This window comes from Neorhizobium huautlense (assembly GCF_002968575.1).
Taxonomy (GTDB): Bacteria; Pseudomonadota; Alphaproteobacteria; order Rhizobiales; family Rhizobiaceae; genus Neorhizobium; species Neorhizobium huautlense.
In genome coordinates, this window is record NZ_PVBM01000011.1 from 78,250 (window position 1) to 93,702 (window position 15,453).

Annotated in this window: 15 protein-coding genes, 1 tRNA gene and 1 pseudogene; 8 read left to right on the plus strand and 9 right to left on the minus strand. The window is 60.5% G+C overall.

Annotation, left to right across the window (positions count from 1 at the left end):
* Window positions 1-6 precede the first annotated feature (6 nt).
* The 4 genes from C5L12_RS14180 to C5L12_RS14195 form a co-directional block, all read right to left on the minus strand.
* Window positions 7-996 (minus strand): esterase-like activity of phytase family protein, encoded by a 990-nt coding sequence (locus tag C5L12_RS14180; RefSeq protein ID WP_105372697.1) that lies wholly within the window; start codon window positions 994-996, stop codon window positions 7-9.
* Window positions 997-1,004: 8 nt separating this feature from the next.
* Complete coding sequence (cobT, locus tag C5L12_RS14185; protein WP_105372698.1) at window positions 1,005-2,903, minus strand: cobaltochelatase subunit CobT; 1,899 nt, start codon at window positions 2,901-2,903, stop codon at window positions 1,005-1,007.
* 15 nt (window positions 2,904-2,918) lie between these two features.
* Complete coding sequence (cobS, locus tag C5L12_RS14190; protein WP_105372699.1) at window positions 2,919-3,911, minus strand: cobaltochelatase subunit CobS; 993 nt, start codon at window positions 3,909-3,911, stop codon at window positions 2,919-2,921.
* 62 nt (window positions 3,912-3,973) lie between these two features.
* Window positions 3,974-4,603, minus strand: a complete 630-nt coding sequence (locus C5L12_RS14195) for a J domain-containing protein (RefSeq protein ID WP_105372700.1) — start codon at window positions 4,601-4,603, stop codon at window positions 3,974-3,976.
* Window positions 4,604-4,706: 103 nt separating this feature from the next.
* On the opposite strand from C5L12_RS14195, the gene C5L12_RS14200 reads away from it, so the two are divergent.
* On the plus strand, window positions 4,707-4,988 hold the full coding sequence (locus C5L12_RS14200; protein ID WP_105372701.1) for a BolA family protein: 282 nt from the start codon (window positions 4,707-4,709) through the stop codon (window positions 4,986-4,988).
* Between the two features lie 57 nt (window positions 4,989-5,045).
* Here the strand turns inward: C5L12_RS14200 and C5L12_RS14205 are convergent.
* The 3 genes and pseudogenes from C5L12_RS14205 to C5L12_RS14215 form a co-directional block, all read right to left on the minus strand.
* Window positions 5,046-5,918 (minus strand): annotated as a pseudogene (locus C5L12_RS14205) (HlyC/CorC family transporter); the annotation flags it as partial.
* 11 nt (window positions 5,919-5,929) lie between these two features.
* Complete coding sequence (aroB, locus tag C5L12_RS14210; RefSeq protein ID WP_205839342.1) at window positions 5,930-7,072, minus strand: 3-dehydroquinate synthase; 1,143 nt, start codon at window positions 7,070-7,072, stop codon at window positions 5,930-5,932.
* Window positions 7,069-7,668 carry a shikimate kinase gene (locus C5L12_RS14215; protein ID WP_105372777.1) on the minus strand — a complete coding sequence of 200 codons (600 nt, stop codon included), beginning with the start codon at window positions 7,666-7,668 and terminating at the stop codon, window positions 7,069-7,071. The genes aroB and C5L12_RS14215 overlap by 4 nt, the downstream gene beginning before the upstream one ends.
* Before the next feature lie 144 nt (window positions 7,669-7,812).
* Between C5L12_RS14215 and C5L12_RS14220 the strand changes: the two genes are divergently transcribed.
* From C5L12_RS14220 to C5L12_RS14240, 5 genes are all read left to right on the plus strand, one after another.
* Window positions 7,813-7,971: a hypothetical protein gene (locus tag C5L12_RS14220; RefSeq protein WP_105372703.1), complete on the plus strand. Its 159-nt coding sequence runs from the start codon at window positions 7,813-7,815 to the stop codon at window positions 7,969-7,971.
* 12 nt (window positions 7,972-7,983) lie between these two features.
* A complete protein-coding gene (gene xerD, locus C5L12_RS14225; protein ID WP_105372704.1) occupies window positions 7,984-8,928 on the plus strand; it encodes a site-specific tyrosine recombinase XerD in 945 nt (314 codons plus the stop codon).
* 62 nt (window positions 8,929-8,990) lie between these two features.
* Entirely contained in the window at window positions 8,991-9,944 is a 954-nt protein-coding gene (locus C5L12_RS14230; RefSeq protein WP_105372705.1) for an acetyl-CoA carboxylase carboxyltransferase subunit alpha, read from the plus strand.
* A 180-nt stretch (window positions 9,945-10,124) separates the two neighbouring features.
* A complete protein-coding gene (locus C5L12_RS14235; RefSeq protein ID WP_105372778.1) occupies window positions 10,125-11,408 on the plus strand; it encodes a L,D-transpeptidase family protein in 1,284 nt (427 codons plus the stop codon).
* A gap of 2 nt (window positions 11,409-11,410) precedes the next feature.
* A complete protein-coding gene (locus C5L12_RS14240) occupies window positions 11,411-11,638 on the plus strand; it encodes a sulfurtransferase TusA family protein (protein ID WP_170109099.1) in 228 nt (75 codons plus the stop codon).
* A 4-nt stretch (window positions 11,639-11,642) separates the two neighbouring features.
* Here the strand turns inward: C5L12_RS14240 and C5L12_RS14245 are convergent, their stop codons facing one another.
* Together C5L12_RS14245 and C5L12_RS14250 are read right to left on the minus strand one after the other, a co-directional pair.
* On the minus strand, window positions 11,643-12,797 hold the full coding sequence (locus tag C5L12_RS14245) for a CobW family GTP-binding protein (RefSeq protein WP_105372707.1): 1,155 nt from the start codon (window positions 12,795-12,797) through the stop codon (window positions 11,643-11,645).
* A gap of 15 nt (window positions 12,798-12,812) precedes the next feature.
* The gene (locus C5L12_RS14250; protein WP_425350789.1) at window positions 12,813-13,871 is read right to left on the minus strand and encodes a D-alanyl-D-alanine carboxypeptidase family protein; all 1,059 of its coding nucleotides are present in this window, start codon (window positions 13,869-13,871) and stop codon (window positions 12,813-12,815) included.
* 195 nt (window positions 13,872-14,066) lie between these two features.
* On the opposite strand from C5L12_RS14250, the gene C5L12_RS14255 reads away from it, so the two are divergent.
* Window positions 14,067-15,230 (plus strand): M20 aminoacylase family protein, encoded by a 1,164-nt coding sequence (locus C5L12_RS14255; protein WP_105372708.1) that lies wholly within the window; start codon window positions 14,067-14,069, stop codon window positions 15,228-15,230.
* Between the two features lie 54 nt (window positions 15,231-15,284).
* Window positions 15,285-15,361 (plus strand) — tRNA-Arg (locus C5L12_RS14260).
* The last annotated feature ends 92 nt before the right edge of the window (window positions 15,362-15,453 follow it).

Genomic DNA, 15,453 nt, shown 5'->3' on the forward strand with positions numbered 1-15,453 from the left:
CTGATCTCACTGGTCCAGCCGGAATTCCAGCATCACGTTGCGCTGCAGGATGTTGCCGTTGTCGTCGGACACGAGGATAAGGTGCGGCTTGCCCTCCGCCCCCAGGATCACGTCGAGCCCTTCCATGTTGTCGATCGCATAGCCCATATCGGCCTCGATGAGCACCTCGCCGTCGACTACGGCGCCCGGACGAATGGTTTCTGCCTTGATCCGCCGGATGCGCATGCCGAGACCGCCGAGGTAACTGAAGCGGCGCTCGAGCAGCAGGAAATCGCCGTCGGGAAGGAAGGCGCCGTCGGTCGCGTCGTAGGGGTCGTGACGGACGACCTTGAAGACGCCCTTCAGCGGCCCTTCCAGGATTGCTGCGAAAAGGTTGCCCTCGTCATCGAGGCTGTGCTCCGTCACGACGATCAGCGAGCCCTTGAGAGCGCCGGCCTCCGGCGATGCCGCCACGGTTTCCATGCCGGCATTCATCCGGAATTCGCGGCGCGGGATGAGATTGTCGAGCGTCGTCCGCGGCCCGGATTGTTCGAAGCCGGGATCCGGGTAGACATCGATGCGATGCAGCTGTTCGAAACCGACGACCGCCTGCCCTTTCCGAAGGGCTAGCCCCTCGGCATCCGAATTGTATTTGGAGCCGGCACGATCGCCGCGGATGAGGATCGGGTTGATCGAAAGCTCCACCAGCCCGGAAAGTCGGCCTGCTGCATCGCGCTCGATCCGGCCGCTCAGCCATTCCCCCGTGTCGAGGACGGACACGAAGCTGCTTCCATCCGGGCGAAACCGGATGGCCGACAAGGATTGCAGCCGCCCATCCGACGACGAGAACTGAATGCCCCCGAGGAACTCCAAAGCACCGAACCGGGTCTCCTTCGACCCCGCCTTGAACTGGGTGATCGCCCGCGCGGTAATCGACACGGTTTGGGTTGCCGGCGCAACCGGCGACGCCAGAACGCCAAAAATGCCGAGGCAAAGGGTGAAGCGCGCAAGCTTCAAAGGATACCTCAGCTTGCCCGACGCATACGGCCAGCGGGCTTGCCACCCTTTTCCGCAAACAGTTCGGCAAGCTGCTCGGTCATCGCGCCGGCAAGTTCGTCGGCATCGACGATCGTCACAGCCTTTCGATAATACCGGGTAACGTCGTGGCCGATGCCGATCGCCAGCAGTTCAACAGGCGAACGGGTCTCGATCTGCTCAATGACGGCCCGCAAGTGCCGTTCGAGATAATTGCCCGGATTGACCGACAGCGTCGAATCGTCGACCGGCGCGCCGTCGGAGATCATCATCAGGATCTTGCGCTGCTCCGGACGATGGATCAGGCGTTGGTGCGCCCACATCAGTGCTTCGCCGTCGATATTCTCCTTGAGCAGCCCCTCGCGCATCATCAGGCCGAGATTACGGCGGGAGCGGCGCCAGGGGGCATCGGCCGACTTGTAGACGATGTGTCGGAGGTCATTCAAACGCCCGGGCGTGGCGGGTTTTCCGCCTGCCAACCATTTTTCGCGCGACTGACCGCCCTTCCAGGCTTTCGTGGTGAAGCCGAGGATCTCCACCTTGACGCCGCAGCGCTCCAGCGTGCGGGCAAGAATGTCCGCGCAGGTTGCTGCGACAGTGATCGGCCGGCCGCGCATCGATCCCGAATTGTCGATGACGAGCGAGACAACCGTATCGCGGAACTGGGTATCGCGCTCCTTCTTGAAGGAGAGCGGCTGCATCGGATCGATGATCAGGCGCACGAGGCGCGCCGGATCGAGGTAACCTTCTTCGAGGTCGAAATCCCAGGAGCGGTTCTGCTGCGCCATCAGACGGCGCTGCAGGCGGTTTGCCAGCCGGCCAACCGCGCCCTGCAGGTGAGCAAGCTGTTTGTCGAGAAAAGCGCGCAGGCGATCGAGTTCGGCCTCGTCACAAAGCTCCTCGGCCGTGACCTCTTCATCGAATTCCTGGGTGAAGATCCTGTAATCGACCTTCTCGTTGAAATCGTCGAAGGGGCTGTTGGGCCGACGTGTTTCGCCGGGAGTTTCCGAGTGTTCGTCGCTGTCTTCCGACATGTCCTCGTCGGACATTTCGGCGCCGTCCATCTCGCCATCGTCGAGTTCCTCGTCGGCGGCCTCACTCTGCTCGGCGGGAGCGGCATCGGAGCCGGCCTCCTCTTCGATCTCCTCGTTCTCGGTCTCGCCGCTGCGAGGCTGGTCTTCCTCGCTGGGATTCTCCATTTCCTCCGGCTCGGTGTCCTCGTCCGCGAACTCCTCCGCCATCTGCATGGAGGTGAGCATGTGACGCACGAGCTTGGCGAAGGCCTGCTGGTCTTCGATGACACCCCTGAGATTGTCGAGATCGCCGGCGGCCTTGTCCTCTATGAACGGCCGCCAAAGATCGAGCACCTTGCCGGCGCTGGCCGGAGGCTTCACGCCGGTCAGCTTTTCGCGTACCAACATGGCGATAGCCTCACCGACGGGCGCGTCTTCCTGACGCTCGATGCCGGAGAAATTCGCCTTTGCATATTTTTCCGTCTGCATGGCACTCAGATTGGCGGCGACACCCGCCATCCTGATGGCGCCGATCGATTCCACCCGCGCCTGCTCGACCGCATCGAACACCACGCGCGCATCGGCACCCTGAGGCGCCATGCTGGCATGGACATTCGTGTCGTGGCAGGCAAGCCGGAGCGCCATGGAGTCGCCAAGGCCGCGGGTCACCGCAAGCTCGTGCGCCGTAGGCCGCTTGGAGATTTCCGGCAGGCGAATGCGCTCGCCGGCAATGCCCGGCCGCTCGTTGGCGAACGAAACCTCGACCTCGCTGTCGCCGGCGATCGAGCGCACACAGCCGGTAATCGCCCGGCGCAGCGGCTCGGTATCAACCGGACCGCCGGGCTTGGCTTTCGAATTGTCTCCGCGACCTGCCATGACGTTTTTCCGCGCTTACGCTCCAAGAACGATGTTGGCGGCGCTTTCCTTCAATTCCACGCCGAAGGCCCGCTGGTACTGTTCGGCAACCAGCGTGCGTTCCAGTTCGTCGCACTTGTTGAGGAAGGTGATGCGGAAGGCAAAGGCGATATCACCGAAGATCTCGGCGTTTTCAGCCCAGGTGATGACGGTACGCGGGCTCATGACGGTCGAGAGATCGCCGTTTATGAAGGCCGAGCGGGTAAGATCGGCAACGCGCACCATCTTGGAGACGGTCTCGCGGCCTTCGGCGGTCGCCCCGAAGCTCTTCACCTTGGCGGCAACGATATCGACTTCCTTCTCGTGCGGCAGATAGTTCAGCGTGGTCACGATCGACCAGCGGTCCATCTGTGCCTGGTTGATCTGCTGCGTACCGTGATAGAGGCCGGTCGTATCGCCGAGGCCGACCGTGTTGGCGGTCGCGAAGATGCGGAATGCCGGGTGAGGCCGGATGACGCGGCTCTGGTCGAGCAGGGTCAGGCGGCCGGAGGATTCCAGCACGCGCTGGATGACGAACATCACGTCCGGACGGCCAGCGTCGTATTCGTCGAAGACAAGCGCGACATTGTGCTGGTAGGCCCAGGGCAGGATGCCGTCCTTGAATTCCGTCACCTGCTTGCCGTCCTTCAGGACAATCGCGTCCTTGCCGACGAGATCGATACGGCTGACATGGCTGTCGAGGTTGATGCGCACGCAGGGCCAGTTGAGGCGGGCGGCGACCTGCTCGATATGGGTCGACTTACCGGTACCGTGAAAGCCGGATACCATGACGCGTCGGTTATGCGCGAAGCCTGCGAGAATGGCGAGGGTGGTATCGCGGTCGAAAAGATAGTCGGGATCGAGGTCCGGAACGTACGGGTCGCCGTTGCTGTAGGCGGGAACCTTCAAATCGGTATCGATGCCGAAAGCTTCCCGAACCGAAACGGTGGTATCGGGAAGATTGGAAATGTCTAGATCAATCTTACTCATCATCTCTCCAAGGCGCGAGCCGCCGCCCGAGCCGTCGTCCTCACTGCCATAATTTTTACGGCTTAGCAGAAACCCGCCTGCTTCAACAACTGATATGCTTGAATAACGGCGCGAAAACGTTCTTCGGAACCGCGGTCTCCGCCGTTTGCATCCGGGTGATGCTTCTTGACCAGGTCCTTGTAGCGGCTCTTGATCTCGCTGCCCGTGGCATTGGCCGCCAGGCCCATTGTATCGAAAGCCTTCGCCTCGAGAGTCTTGAGCTTGCGCCCCTGCGTCTGGAAGCGCGATCCGCCCCCGGCGCGTGCCTGAGATACGAAGCCAAAGGGATCCTTGAACCGCTGTTGCGCGCCCGGAGCTCCCGAGCGCGCCGTAGTGTGCAGCGGCGCATCCTTGGCAGCCTTGTTGACGCCGACGGTCCAGGTGGGCCGATGGCCGGTGATCGCCTCCTTCTGATAACGGGCGATCTCCGTGTCCGAGAGGCCGGAGAAATAATTGTAGCCCTTGTTGTATTCCTTGACGTGCTCGAAGCAGAACAGGAAAAACTGCCCTTCGGCGTTGCGGCCGACGGGGGCGCGATGGGCACCGGGTTTGTCGCACCCGTCCCATTGGCAAGTCGGTGCCTGGGGAGGCGTGTCCTCCTCCCTTTTCCGGCGCGTCCGGATACGGTCGAAATATTTGGAGTCGAGTTTCATAAGGCCCTCATTATGGGGTGGCGAACAGGGCGCGGCAAGAATTGACAAAGCGCTTTCTTACTGGTTTGTGGGATGCCCCTCTCGCATCGCAACGGAGCCAACCATGTCCGCCCGAGACCGTATCGAAGCCACGCTTGCCGAACATCTCGAACCGGAACGGCTGTATGTCATCGATGAAAGCCAGCAGCACGCCGGTCATCAGCCACATTTCACGGGAGCGGAGGGAACTCACATGCGAGTCCGCATCGTCTCGGGAAAATTTTCAGGATTGAGCCGGATCGATCGGCATCGGATGGTGAATGCGCTTCTGAAGCCTGAACTTGACGCCGGGCTCCACGCCCTCGCGGTGGAGACAGCCGCACCGGGCGAACCGACCCGCTGGTGACGGGTCTTAGATAGGAGCAGGACAGCACGCCAGCAAGGGATGGCGTGCGGAAAGCCCCTACTCCGCCGGCAGAGTGACGTCTTCCGCCGGCCGTATCCTCAATCTCGTAATCCGGTTCTTCTCCCGCTTCATCACGATGAACCGTTTGCCGTAAAACGTGAACGCCTGCCGCTCTTCCGGGATCAGCTTCGATTCGTGGATGACGAGGCCCGCAATCGTCGTCGCTTCCGTGTCGGGGAGGTTCCAGTCGAGCGCGCGATTCAAGTCGCGGATTGGCACCGAACCATCGACCACGATCGAACCATCCGCCTCCTGGCGCACCCCCTGGATCTCGATGTCGTGCTCGTCGGCGATATCGCCGACAATCTCCTCCAGAATATCCTCCAGGGTGACGATCCCCTGCACCTCGCCATATTCATCGACAACCACCGCAAAATGCATCTTGCGACGCAGAAAAGCATTCAGCTGATCCTTAAGACTCGTGCTGTCAGGCACGAACCATGGCTTCTGCGCAATTTTGACGATTTCGATGCTTTCCGGATGCACATTCTGGTCTGCAAGAGCACGCAGCAGATCCTTGGCATGCACGACGCCAATGATGTTCTCCGTCGAGTTCCGCCAGACAGGCATGCGGGTATAAGGACTTTCGAGCACCGTGCGCACCACTACTTCCGGCGGATCGTCGGCATTGATCGCCCGCATCGCAGTGCGGTGCTTCATGACATCCGAGACCTCCAGTTCTTCGAGTTCGAAGAGGCCGCTCAAACGGTCGCGGTCCTGACGGTCGAAATTGCGGTCGCGGTGCATCGCGTCGAGTGCCGCATGCAGATCGTCATGCGTGGAGAGCGTGAGGGTTTCCTGTGAAAGAGAAACGCCGAACGAACGAAGCAGCCCGCGGATCACCGCGTTGACAGCGCGCGAAAGCAGGCCTCCCTTGGATGTCATTTCGGCCGCTTTTCCTCCAGAAATCCAAGCACCTCGGAAGACGGAACGTCATCCGCAACGAACGACTGGCCGATACCGTGCGTGAGGATGAAAGTAAGCTTGCCGCTCTTGACCTTTTTGTCCTGCGTGATCGCCTCCAGAAGCCTCTCGGTAGGCGGCAGCTCGCCGGGAATGTCGTTCATCGAGATCGGCAATCCGACGGCTTTCAGGTGTGCAGCGACGCGCTGGGCATCGTCCGGGCTCGCAAGATTGAGCCGTGCAGAAAACTGGTGCGCCAGAACCATGCCGATTGCCACGCCTTCGCCATGCACCAGTCGGCTACTGTCATAGTTGGTTGCCGCTTCCAACGCATGCCCGAAGGTGTGGCCAAGGTTGAGAAGGGCGCGCCGGCCGTTCTCGCGCTCGTCTTCCACGACCACGTCTGCTTTGGCCTGGCAGCTCGCGGCGATCGCTTCGATCCGCTCTGCGCCGCCGTCAAAAACATGCTTCCAGTTCTTCTCGAGCCAGACGAAGAAGTCGGGCTTGTCGATCAGCCCGTATTTGGCGACTTCCGCATAACCGGCGCGGAACTCCCGCACCGAAAGCGAATCGAGCGCGGCCGTATCGGCAAGGACAAGGTCGGGCTGGTGGAAGACGCCGAGCAGGTTCTTGCCATGCCGGGTATTGATGCCGGTCTTGCCCCCTACAGACGAATCCACCTGCGCCAGAAGCGTGGTCGGGATCTGCACGAAGCGCACGCCCCGCCGCACGATACCGGCGGCAAATCCGGCGAGATCGCCGATCACGCCGCCGCCGAGCGCGATCACCGCATCGTTTCGTTCGATCCGCGCTGCCAGTACCATGTCGGCGACTGTCGCAAGATGCTCAAGGCTCTTGGTCTTCTCCCCCGCCGGCAATGTCAGCGATACCGCCTCGATGCCGTCCGTCTGCAGGCTGTCCATCAGCGCTTCCAGATAAAGCGGCGCAACGTGTTCGTCTGTGATGATCGCAGCTTTGCGTCCCCTAAGCCGCGACGTGATCTCGCCGCCGGCGCGGCCAATCAAGCCTGGGCCGATCAGGATATCGTAGGCCCGCTCGCCAAGCGGTACGTGCACAACACGCTCCAGAGGACGGTCCGGAGATCGGGACGACATATTCATTGCAACTCACCTTCATTGGGACGCTTGCCGATGGCAACAATGGCGGCAAGCACCGCATTGGCCATCACATCCTTACGGACATTCTCCGACCGGACGGTCAGATCCGCCTCTGCATAGATCGGATATCGCTGGTTCATCAAATTCTCGAGCGTCTGCTTCGGGTTCTCGGTCTTGAGCAACGGTCGATGATCGCGTTTGTTCACCCGCTCCCACAAAACATCGAGATCGGCTTTCAGCCAGACCGAGATGCCGCCCGCCTTGATCTGTCGTCTGGTATTTTCGTTGATGAAGGCGCCGCCGCCGGTGGAGATGACGCGTGGCCCATTCCTCAGGAGGCGCTCGATGACCCGCGTTTCCAATGCGCGAAATTCCACCTCCCCGTAGGCTGCGAAGAGCTCGCTGATCGTCATCCGCGAAACCTTCTCGATCTCCGCATCGGTGTCGATGAACGGAATTGACAGGCTCTGCGCCACCAGCCGGCCGATCACCGATTTCCCGGCGCCCATAAGGCCGACGAAGATCAGATTGCGCGAACCGAGCACGGCACGCGCCTGTTCGCTGAGTGTCGGGCCGGCGGAGGTAGCAGCTTCAGTCATCATCGTAGTCCGTTTGAAAAACGGTATCGACAAATGCTTGGGCAGCGTCAAGCCATTGCCCCCAAAGACGATGGAGGATTGTTTGTTCTTGTGGTTCGGTAAACCTTTATCGATATATTGCGTCGCAACGTCACGGAGTTTTCGATGCCCACCCTTTTCCGCTTCCTGTTCGTGCTGGCTGTGATTGCGGGCATCGTCTATGGAAGCATGGTGGCGCTTGTGACCCTGGTGGATCCGCGCGAGCGTGATGTCACCGTGCGCATCCCTTCGGAGCGGCTGAATCCGGCTCCCCCGCAGAAATAGCGAAAGACAGCGATGGTCGATCTCTCCGCCGCCCACATCGAAGCCTTTCTCGAAATGATGAGCGCCGAGAGGGGGGCTGCCGGCAACACGCTGGCTTCGTATGAACGCGACCTCGAAGACCTCCATTCCTTCCTGGCGGTGATCGGGACTTCTCCGCTGACTGCGGCAAGCAATAACCTCGCAGCCTATCTCACCCACCTCAGCAAACAGGGTTTTGCTGCATCCTCCCAGGCAAGACGGCTCTCCGCCATGCGGCAATTCTACAAGTTCCTTTATGCGGAGGGCTTGCGGGGCGATGATCCGACGGCAATCCTCGACGCGCCCAAAAAAGGCCGGACGTTGCCGAAAACGATGGGCGAGGGCGAGGTAACACGGCTGCTCGAATTTGCGGCCAAGGAGGCAGCCGACCCTGCACCGGATCAGCTTTCCCGCGTCAGAATGCTGGCGCTGCTCGAACTTCTCTATGCCACCGGCATGCGCGTCAGTGAACTGGTATCGCTGCCGGCAAAAGTCCTGGATCAGGAAGGCCGGTTCCTCATCATCAAGGGAAAAGGCAACAAGGAGCGTCTGGTCCCGCTCTCCCGCGCCGCCATCGCCGCCCTCAAGACCTATAGCGGTTTCCGCCAGGCCTCCCTCGCAAAGACCGGCAGCAGCCCCTGGCTTTTCCCTTCCGCCGGCAAGGAAGGCTATCTTCCGCGACAGGTTTTCGCCCGCGATCTCAAGGCGCTCGCCGCGCGGGCGGGACTTAGAGCCGCCGCAATCTCCCCGCATGTGATGCGCCATGCCTTTGCCAGCCATCTTTTGCAGAACGGAGCGGACCTTCGCGTGGTACAGGAGTTGCTTGGACATTCAGACATTTCCACCACGCAAATCTATACGCATGTATTGGAAGAACGGCTGCGCGAACTGGTCGAAACGCATCACCCTCTTGCAAAACAGGCCAAAAACCGGGATTAGAGGCGCCAAACCGAAATTGGGGACCCTCTTGTTCCCGAGATAACAACCGGAAACCGGATCTCATGCAGACCTATCTCGATTTCGAAAAGCCAATCTCTGACCTCGAGGGAAAAATCCACGAGCTCAAAAAGCTTGCCGCGGAAGACGAGAGCATCGATACGTCCGAAGAGATCGGAAGGCTCGAAAGCCGGGTCAGGGAAGCGACCAGGGAAATCTACGCCAAGCTTGGCGCCTGGGAAAAAACACAGGTCGCACGCCATCCGCAGCGCCCTCACTTCGTCGATTACGCCGCAAAGCTGTTTACCGATTTCACGCCGCTTGCGGGCGATCGCAATTTCGGCGAGGACGCCGCCATCCAGTCCGGCCTTGCCCGATTCAACGGCATACCGGTCGCCGTCATCGGCCAGGAAAAAGGCCATGATACCAAGACGCGCCTCAAGCACAATTTCGGCAGCCCTCGCCCGGAAGGTTATCGCAAGGCGATCCGCGTCATGGAAATGGCCGACCGCTTCGGCCTGCCCGTGATCACGCTGGTGGATACTGCCGGCGCTTATCCGGGGGTCGGCGCCGAAGAACGCGGCCAGGCGGAAGCAATCGCCCGCTCCACCGAGATGTGCCTTGCCGTCAAGGTTCCGATGATTTCCATCGTTATCGGCGAGGGCGGCTCCGGCGGAGCGATCGCCATCGCCACCGGCAACCGCGTCTACATGCTCGAACATTCGATCTATTCGGTCATTTCTCCTGAAGGTGCCGCCTCTATTCTCTGGCGCGATTCGACCCGTGCCCGCGAGGCTGCGACGAACATGAAGATAACCGCCGAAGACTTGAAGGCTCTCGGCATCATCGACGAGATCATCCCGGAACCCGTCGGCGGCGCGCATCGCGAGCCCGACACGGTGATTGCAGCAACCGGCAAGGTAATCGCTTCGGCGCTTCAGGACATGAGCAGGCTTTCGGGCGAGGAATTGAGAGCCGCACGCCGGCAAAAGTTCCTCGATATCGGCCGCAACCTCTGATCTGTCGACGTTTCTCGCCGAAACAGCCAAATTTAGCCATATTGCTGATAACAGTGAAACTGGGACGGTTTCTCTAGACAGGCGGATCGAAGCGGTTAAGAAGATGTAAAGCTTACCGCTTTATTGATTGTAGCCAGTACCGAACCCGGTAAACGTTCCAAGTTCATGTGGTCCGTCTCGATGCGCCTGAAACACATCGCTCTCGCCTTTCTCGTCGCGACCGCCCTAACGGGCTGCAATGATACGCTCGATTCCGCAAGTATTGACCTCAAGAGCGTCAAGAACAAGGTCGAACAGCCTCTGCCTTCCCGCATCGTTGCGGAAATGCAGAAGAAGAACATGCCGCGCAATTCGCCGATCATGATCCGCATCTTCAAGGAAGAAGGGGTACTGGAGGTCTGGAAGGCGAAGGCCGACAATCGCTTCGACGTGATCGCCAGCTATCAGATATGCGCCTGGTCCGGGAAGCTGGGTCCGAAAGTCAAGGAAGGCGACCGTCAGGCGCCTGAAGGTTTCTACAACCTGACGCCGGCGCACCTGAACCCGAACTCGAAATATTATCTCGCCATCAATACCGGATTTCCCAACCGCTATGACCAGGCAAACGGCCGCAGCGGATCGAACCTGATGATCCATGGCGCCTGTTCGTCGTCCGGCTGCTATTCCATGACCGACGAGCAGGTTCTGGAAATCTACGCATTTGCCCGCGATGCGTTCAAGGGCGGCCAGACCACGGTGCAGCTTCAGGCCTTCCCCTTCCGGATGACGGCGGAAAACATGGCACGTCACCGCGACAATCCGAATTACGATTTCTGGAAGATGGTGAAGGCAGGCTACGACCATTTCGAAGTCACCAAACGCCCGCCGGAAGTGGCCGTCTGCGAGAAAAAATATGTGTTCAACCAGCAGCTTGACGGTGACGGCAAGTTCGGCCCGGCTGCCGCGGCCTGCCCGCCGATGTCCACACCGCCGGCGCTTGCAAGCGCTCTGACATCCTACGGCAAGACCTATGAGGTCGCCTACCAGAAAGCCATCGACAAGTTCGAGGGCAAGGTCTGGTATGAGCCGACGGAAGCCGAACGCAAGGCAGTGGTTGCCGCCAAGCGCAAGGGCCGCGAACTGGCTTACGCTCCAACCGGCACTTCGCTCGAAGCCGGCAAGCTGATGAGCGAAGCAGAATTCAAGGAAATGATGGAAAAGCGGATGGCAGCGGCCCAGCCGAAGCCTACCAATACCGTGCTTGCTTCCGCCGCTCCCTCGCCGCGTGCAGCCACTGCCGCCGAGCGCATGAAGCAGGATCGCGTGCCGGGCGACAACGCACCGGCCTCCACTGCGACCGTCGCTTCTGCTCAGGGCACCACAACCACGGTTCCGATTCCCGCACAGAACCCGCTTGCCTATGCGGCTCCCCCGATCACGGAAGAAAAGAAGAAGCCATTCTGGAAGTTCTGGAGCAAGGAGTGAGCGTGTCGACCGAAGGCCTCTACGATCTGAGAGGCCTGAAGTGTCCACTGCCCGTGCTGAAGACCCGGCGCCGGCTCAAGGAAATGCACAGCGGCGCCGAACTCCTGATCGAGACCACCGACCCGCTGGCCGGGATCGACATCCCGCATTTCTGCAGCCAGGAAGGCCACCAGATCGTCCGATCAGAAAAGACCGAAACCGGTCATCGCTTCCTGATCCGCAAGGGCTGACGCCCTACATGCGCAGGCCCGGCACGGCGAGCGGATTGTCTTCCAGCGCCTTGCGGTCAGGGCGATCAACGCGCGGCTGACCGGTGAAGGCGGCGAAGAGATCCGAAACGAACGTTTCCGGCAACCCTTGCGTAATCAGCACCATCCGGGTGCGCCGGTCGGATCCGTCCGGCCATTTCGCCAGACGCTGCGGCGGATGGAAAACGCTCTGCACTCCGTGCAGCACGAGCGGCCGGTCCGGATTGTCGGACAGCGCCACGACCGCTTTCATCCTGAGAAGCTTTTCGCCATGCGCCGAACGCAAAAGATCGGTGAACATCTCGATCGCCATCGGATCGATCGGCTTGTCGTGAATGATTGAGAACGAGCGGATGTCGTCGCCGTGACGGTTTACATCGTGATGATGGTGGTGACCGTGCCCATGATGATGATCGTGTTCATGGTGACCGTGATCATGGTGGTCATGGCCGTGATCGTCGTTCGCCAATTCGTCGCGCAGCCAGCGGTCCACGTCGGCGATCTTGGTGGCCGGATCATAGAGGCCGTTCTCGAGAATGGCCGCCACGCCGGCTCCCTCGCTGTTGCCATCCATCATCGGCGCGCGCGGATTGAGGGCCGCCAGCCGCGCCTTGAGAGCACCGATCTCAGCCGCATCGGCCATGGAAAGCTTTGAAATGACCAACCGGTCTGCCACGGCAGCCTGTTTCACCGCCTCCGGGTGACGGTCGAGCGTCGAAAGCCCATTCACCGCGTCGACTACCGTGATGACGCCGTCGAGCTCGAAGTTTTGCGCAATGACCGGGTTGCCCATAACCGACTGCATGACCGGCGCCGGATCGGCAAGACCGGTCGTCTCGATCACCACCCGGCGGATCGGCTTCAGGCGGCCCGTCTGGATGCCGTCCATCATATAGGCAAGCGTATCGACGAGTTCTCCGCGGACCGTGCAGCAGAGGCAGCCGTTGGAAAGTTCCACCAGCGCATCGCCCGATGCTTCGACGAGAAAGTTGTCTATGCCGACCTCGCCGAATTCATTGATGATGACGGCCGTGCCGCTGGTGCCCGGGTCCTTAAGGATACGGTTGAGAAGCGTCGACTTTCCGGCACCGAGAAAACCGGTGAGGATGGAAACCGGAATTCGGTTGCGGGCAGAAGACATGATCTATTCCAATGCTCAGAAAGTCGGGCGTGGCTGCGGGATCGGCACATTCGCGATCTCGTTTGCGCCCACGGTCGAGGCGACCTGCTCGCTTCCGGGAATAAGCCCCGCGAAGCTGTAGACCGGCGGCCGGGTCATCTCGTGGATATAAGGCGAATGCAGCACCGTTCGACCGGCGTCGTCGCGGTTCTCGCTCCGCACCTTGGCTGCTTTCGGGTTGCAGATCTCGGCGCTGACATCGGTGACTGCCGCCGTATTGCCGTAAGGTGCAAGCGACGACAGCGGCACGCCTTCGGCAGACGAGGCCATGAGCCCCTGCTGCAGGAGGTTGGCCGAATCGTCCGCACGTCCCGCAAGGCTGTCAGCCCCCAGAACGACGGAGATCACCGTACGCCCGTCGCGCGTCGCAGAGGAAACCTGGTTGAAGCCCGAGGCGCAGATGAAGCCGGTCTTCATGCCGTCGGCACCGTCGAACCGCCCGATCAGGGTATTGTAGTTCGGATAGTCCTTCTTGCCGGTGCTGATCCCCTCCAGGGAGAAGTAACCCTGATATTCGGGGAATTCGCGCTTGAGCTGCAACGCCAGCACCGCAAGATCGCGGGCGGTGGTGTATTGCCCTTTGCCCGGCAAGCCGTGAGGATTGATGAAGCGTGTCGAGTTCATGCCGAGGCGCGCCGCTTCGCTGTTCATCAGAGCGACGAACTGATCGACTGAACCGCCGACCGTTTCGGCAACAGCGACGGCGATATCATTTGCCGATTTCACGAGCAGGATCTTCAGCGCGCTATCCATGGTCAGCTTGGAGCCGGGCTTGAAATACATCTTGCTCGCCGGCTGATCCGTCGCCTTCTTGCTCATGATAACCGGCGTATCCAGCGCAAGCTTCCCGCTCTTCAGCGCCTTGAAGGTGACATAGGCCGTCATCAGCTTGGTCAGCGATGCCGGATACCATTTGCGGAAGGCGTCCTCGTGGGCGATCACACGGCCGGTCCTGACATCGACCACCATCTTCGGATTGGCCGCGGCACTTCCGGCGGACGCGAGAAGGCCGAAGGCCACCACAGTTGAGATCATCCGGGCGGAAGCCCCGGAGCGGATGCAAGAAATCGGCAAGATCATCCCTCGTTCGAACAGCTTAACGAGTGTGGCGCATATGCGGCCTATGTGGCCAAGCAATGGCAAAGAAGATTGATTGCGTCAATCACGATGGGCACTATCTTCGGGGGAGGACGATTCATATCCGCGTGAGTAACTAGAACAGGGAACATTATGCCAATTTTGAACCGGGCCGCCGAACTTCAGGGCGAAGTCAGCGAGTGGCGGCGATATCTTCACGAAAATCCTGAAATCCTTTACGACGTCGAAAATACGGCTTCCTTTGTCGCCGCGAAGCTGAAGCAATTCGGCGTTGACGAAATCGTCACGGGGATCGGCCGCACCGGCGTCGTCGGCATCATCCGCGGCAAAGGCCCCGGAGGTCGCACGATCGGGCTGCGCGCCGACATGGATGCGCTTCCCCTTACGGAATTGACCGACAGGCCGTGGGCTTCGAAGACTGCTGGCAGGATGCATGCCTGCGGCCACGACGGGCACACTTCCATGCTGCTCGGTGCGGCGAAATATCTCGCCGAAACTCGAAACTTCAACGGCACCGTCGCCTTGATCTTCCAGCCAGCCGAAGAAGGCGGTGCCGGCGCGCTGGCGATGATCGAGGACGGCATGATGGAGCGCTTCGGCATCGAAGAAGTCTATGGCATGCACAATATGCCCGGAATCCCGCTCGGCCAGTTCGCCATCCGCAAAGGCGGCATCATGGCGGCACCCGACCGCTTTACCATCACCATCAACGGCCGCGGCGGCCATGCCGCCCAGCCGCACCGGACCGTCGACCCGATCTTCATCGGTTCGCAACTCGTCGGCAGTCTTCAGGCGATTGCCGCACGCAATGCCGATCCGGTCCGTTCGGTCGTCATTTCGGTAACCCGTTTCGATGCCGGCACGACCCATAACATCATTCCCGACCAGGCGACGCTCTGGGGTACGGTGCGAACGCTCAGCGAAGAGACGCGCGATCTCGCCGAGACGAGGATCCGACAGATCGTCAACGGCATCGTCAGTGCCCATGGCGCGGAAGCGGCCATCGAATACGAACGCAGGTGCCCCGTGACCGTTAACCACGACCAGGAAACCGAACATGCGATCCGGGTTGCGACCGATGTGGTGGGTGCTTCCAACATAGACGCGAATGTCGACCCCAGCATGGCCGGCGAAGACTTTGCGTTCATGCTGAAGCGCCGGCCCGGCGCCTTTATCTTCATCGGCAACGGCGATACGGCTGCCCTTCATAACCCGCATTACGACTTCGACGACGAAGCGATCCCCTTCGGCATCTCCTACTGGGTTCGGCTGGTCGAACAGCGGCTTGCGGAATGAGTGAGACAAAAGGCTTGGCTTAACGCCTGACCTTTTGTATGGATTTCCCCAAGTGGTCCCATAGCTCAGCAGGATAGAGCGCAGGATTCCTAATCCTGAGGCCGATGGTTCGAATCCATCTGGGATCACCATTTCAACACGGTCCATGCGATCTCCCCGTTCCCGGCCTTCCGCTCATCGGTCCTCGCATCGAGCGCAAGGATTTATTAACCTTTTCCGCCCC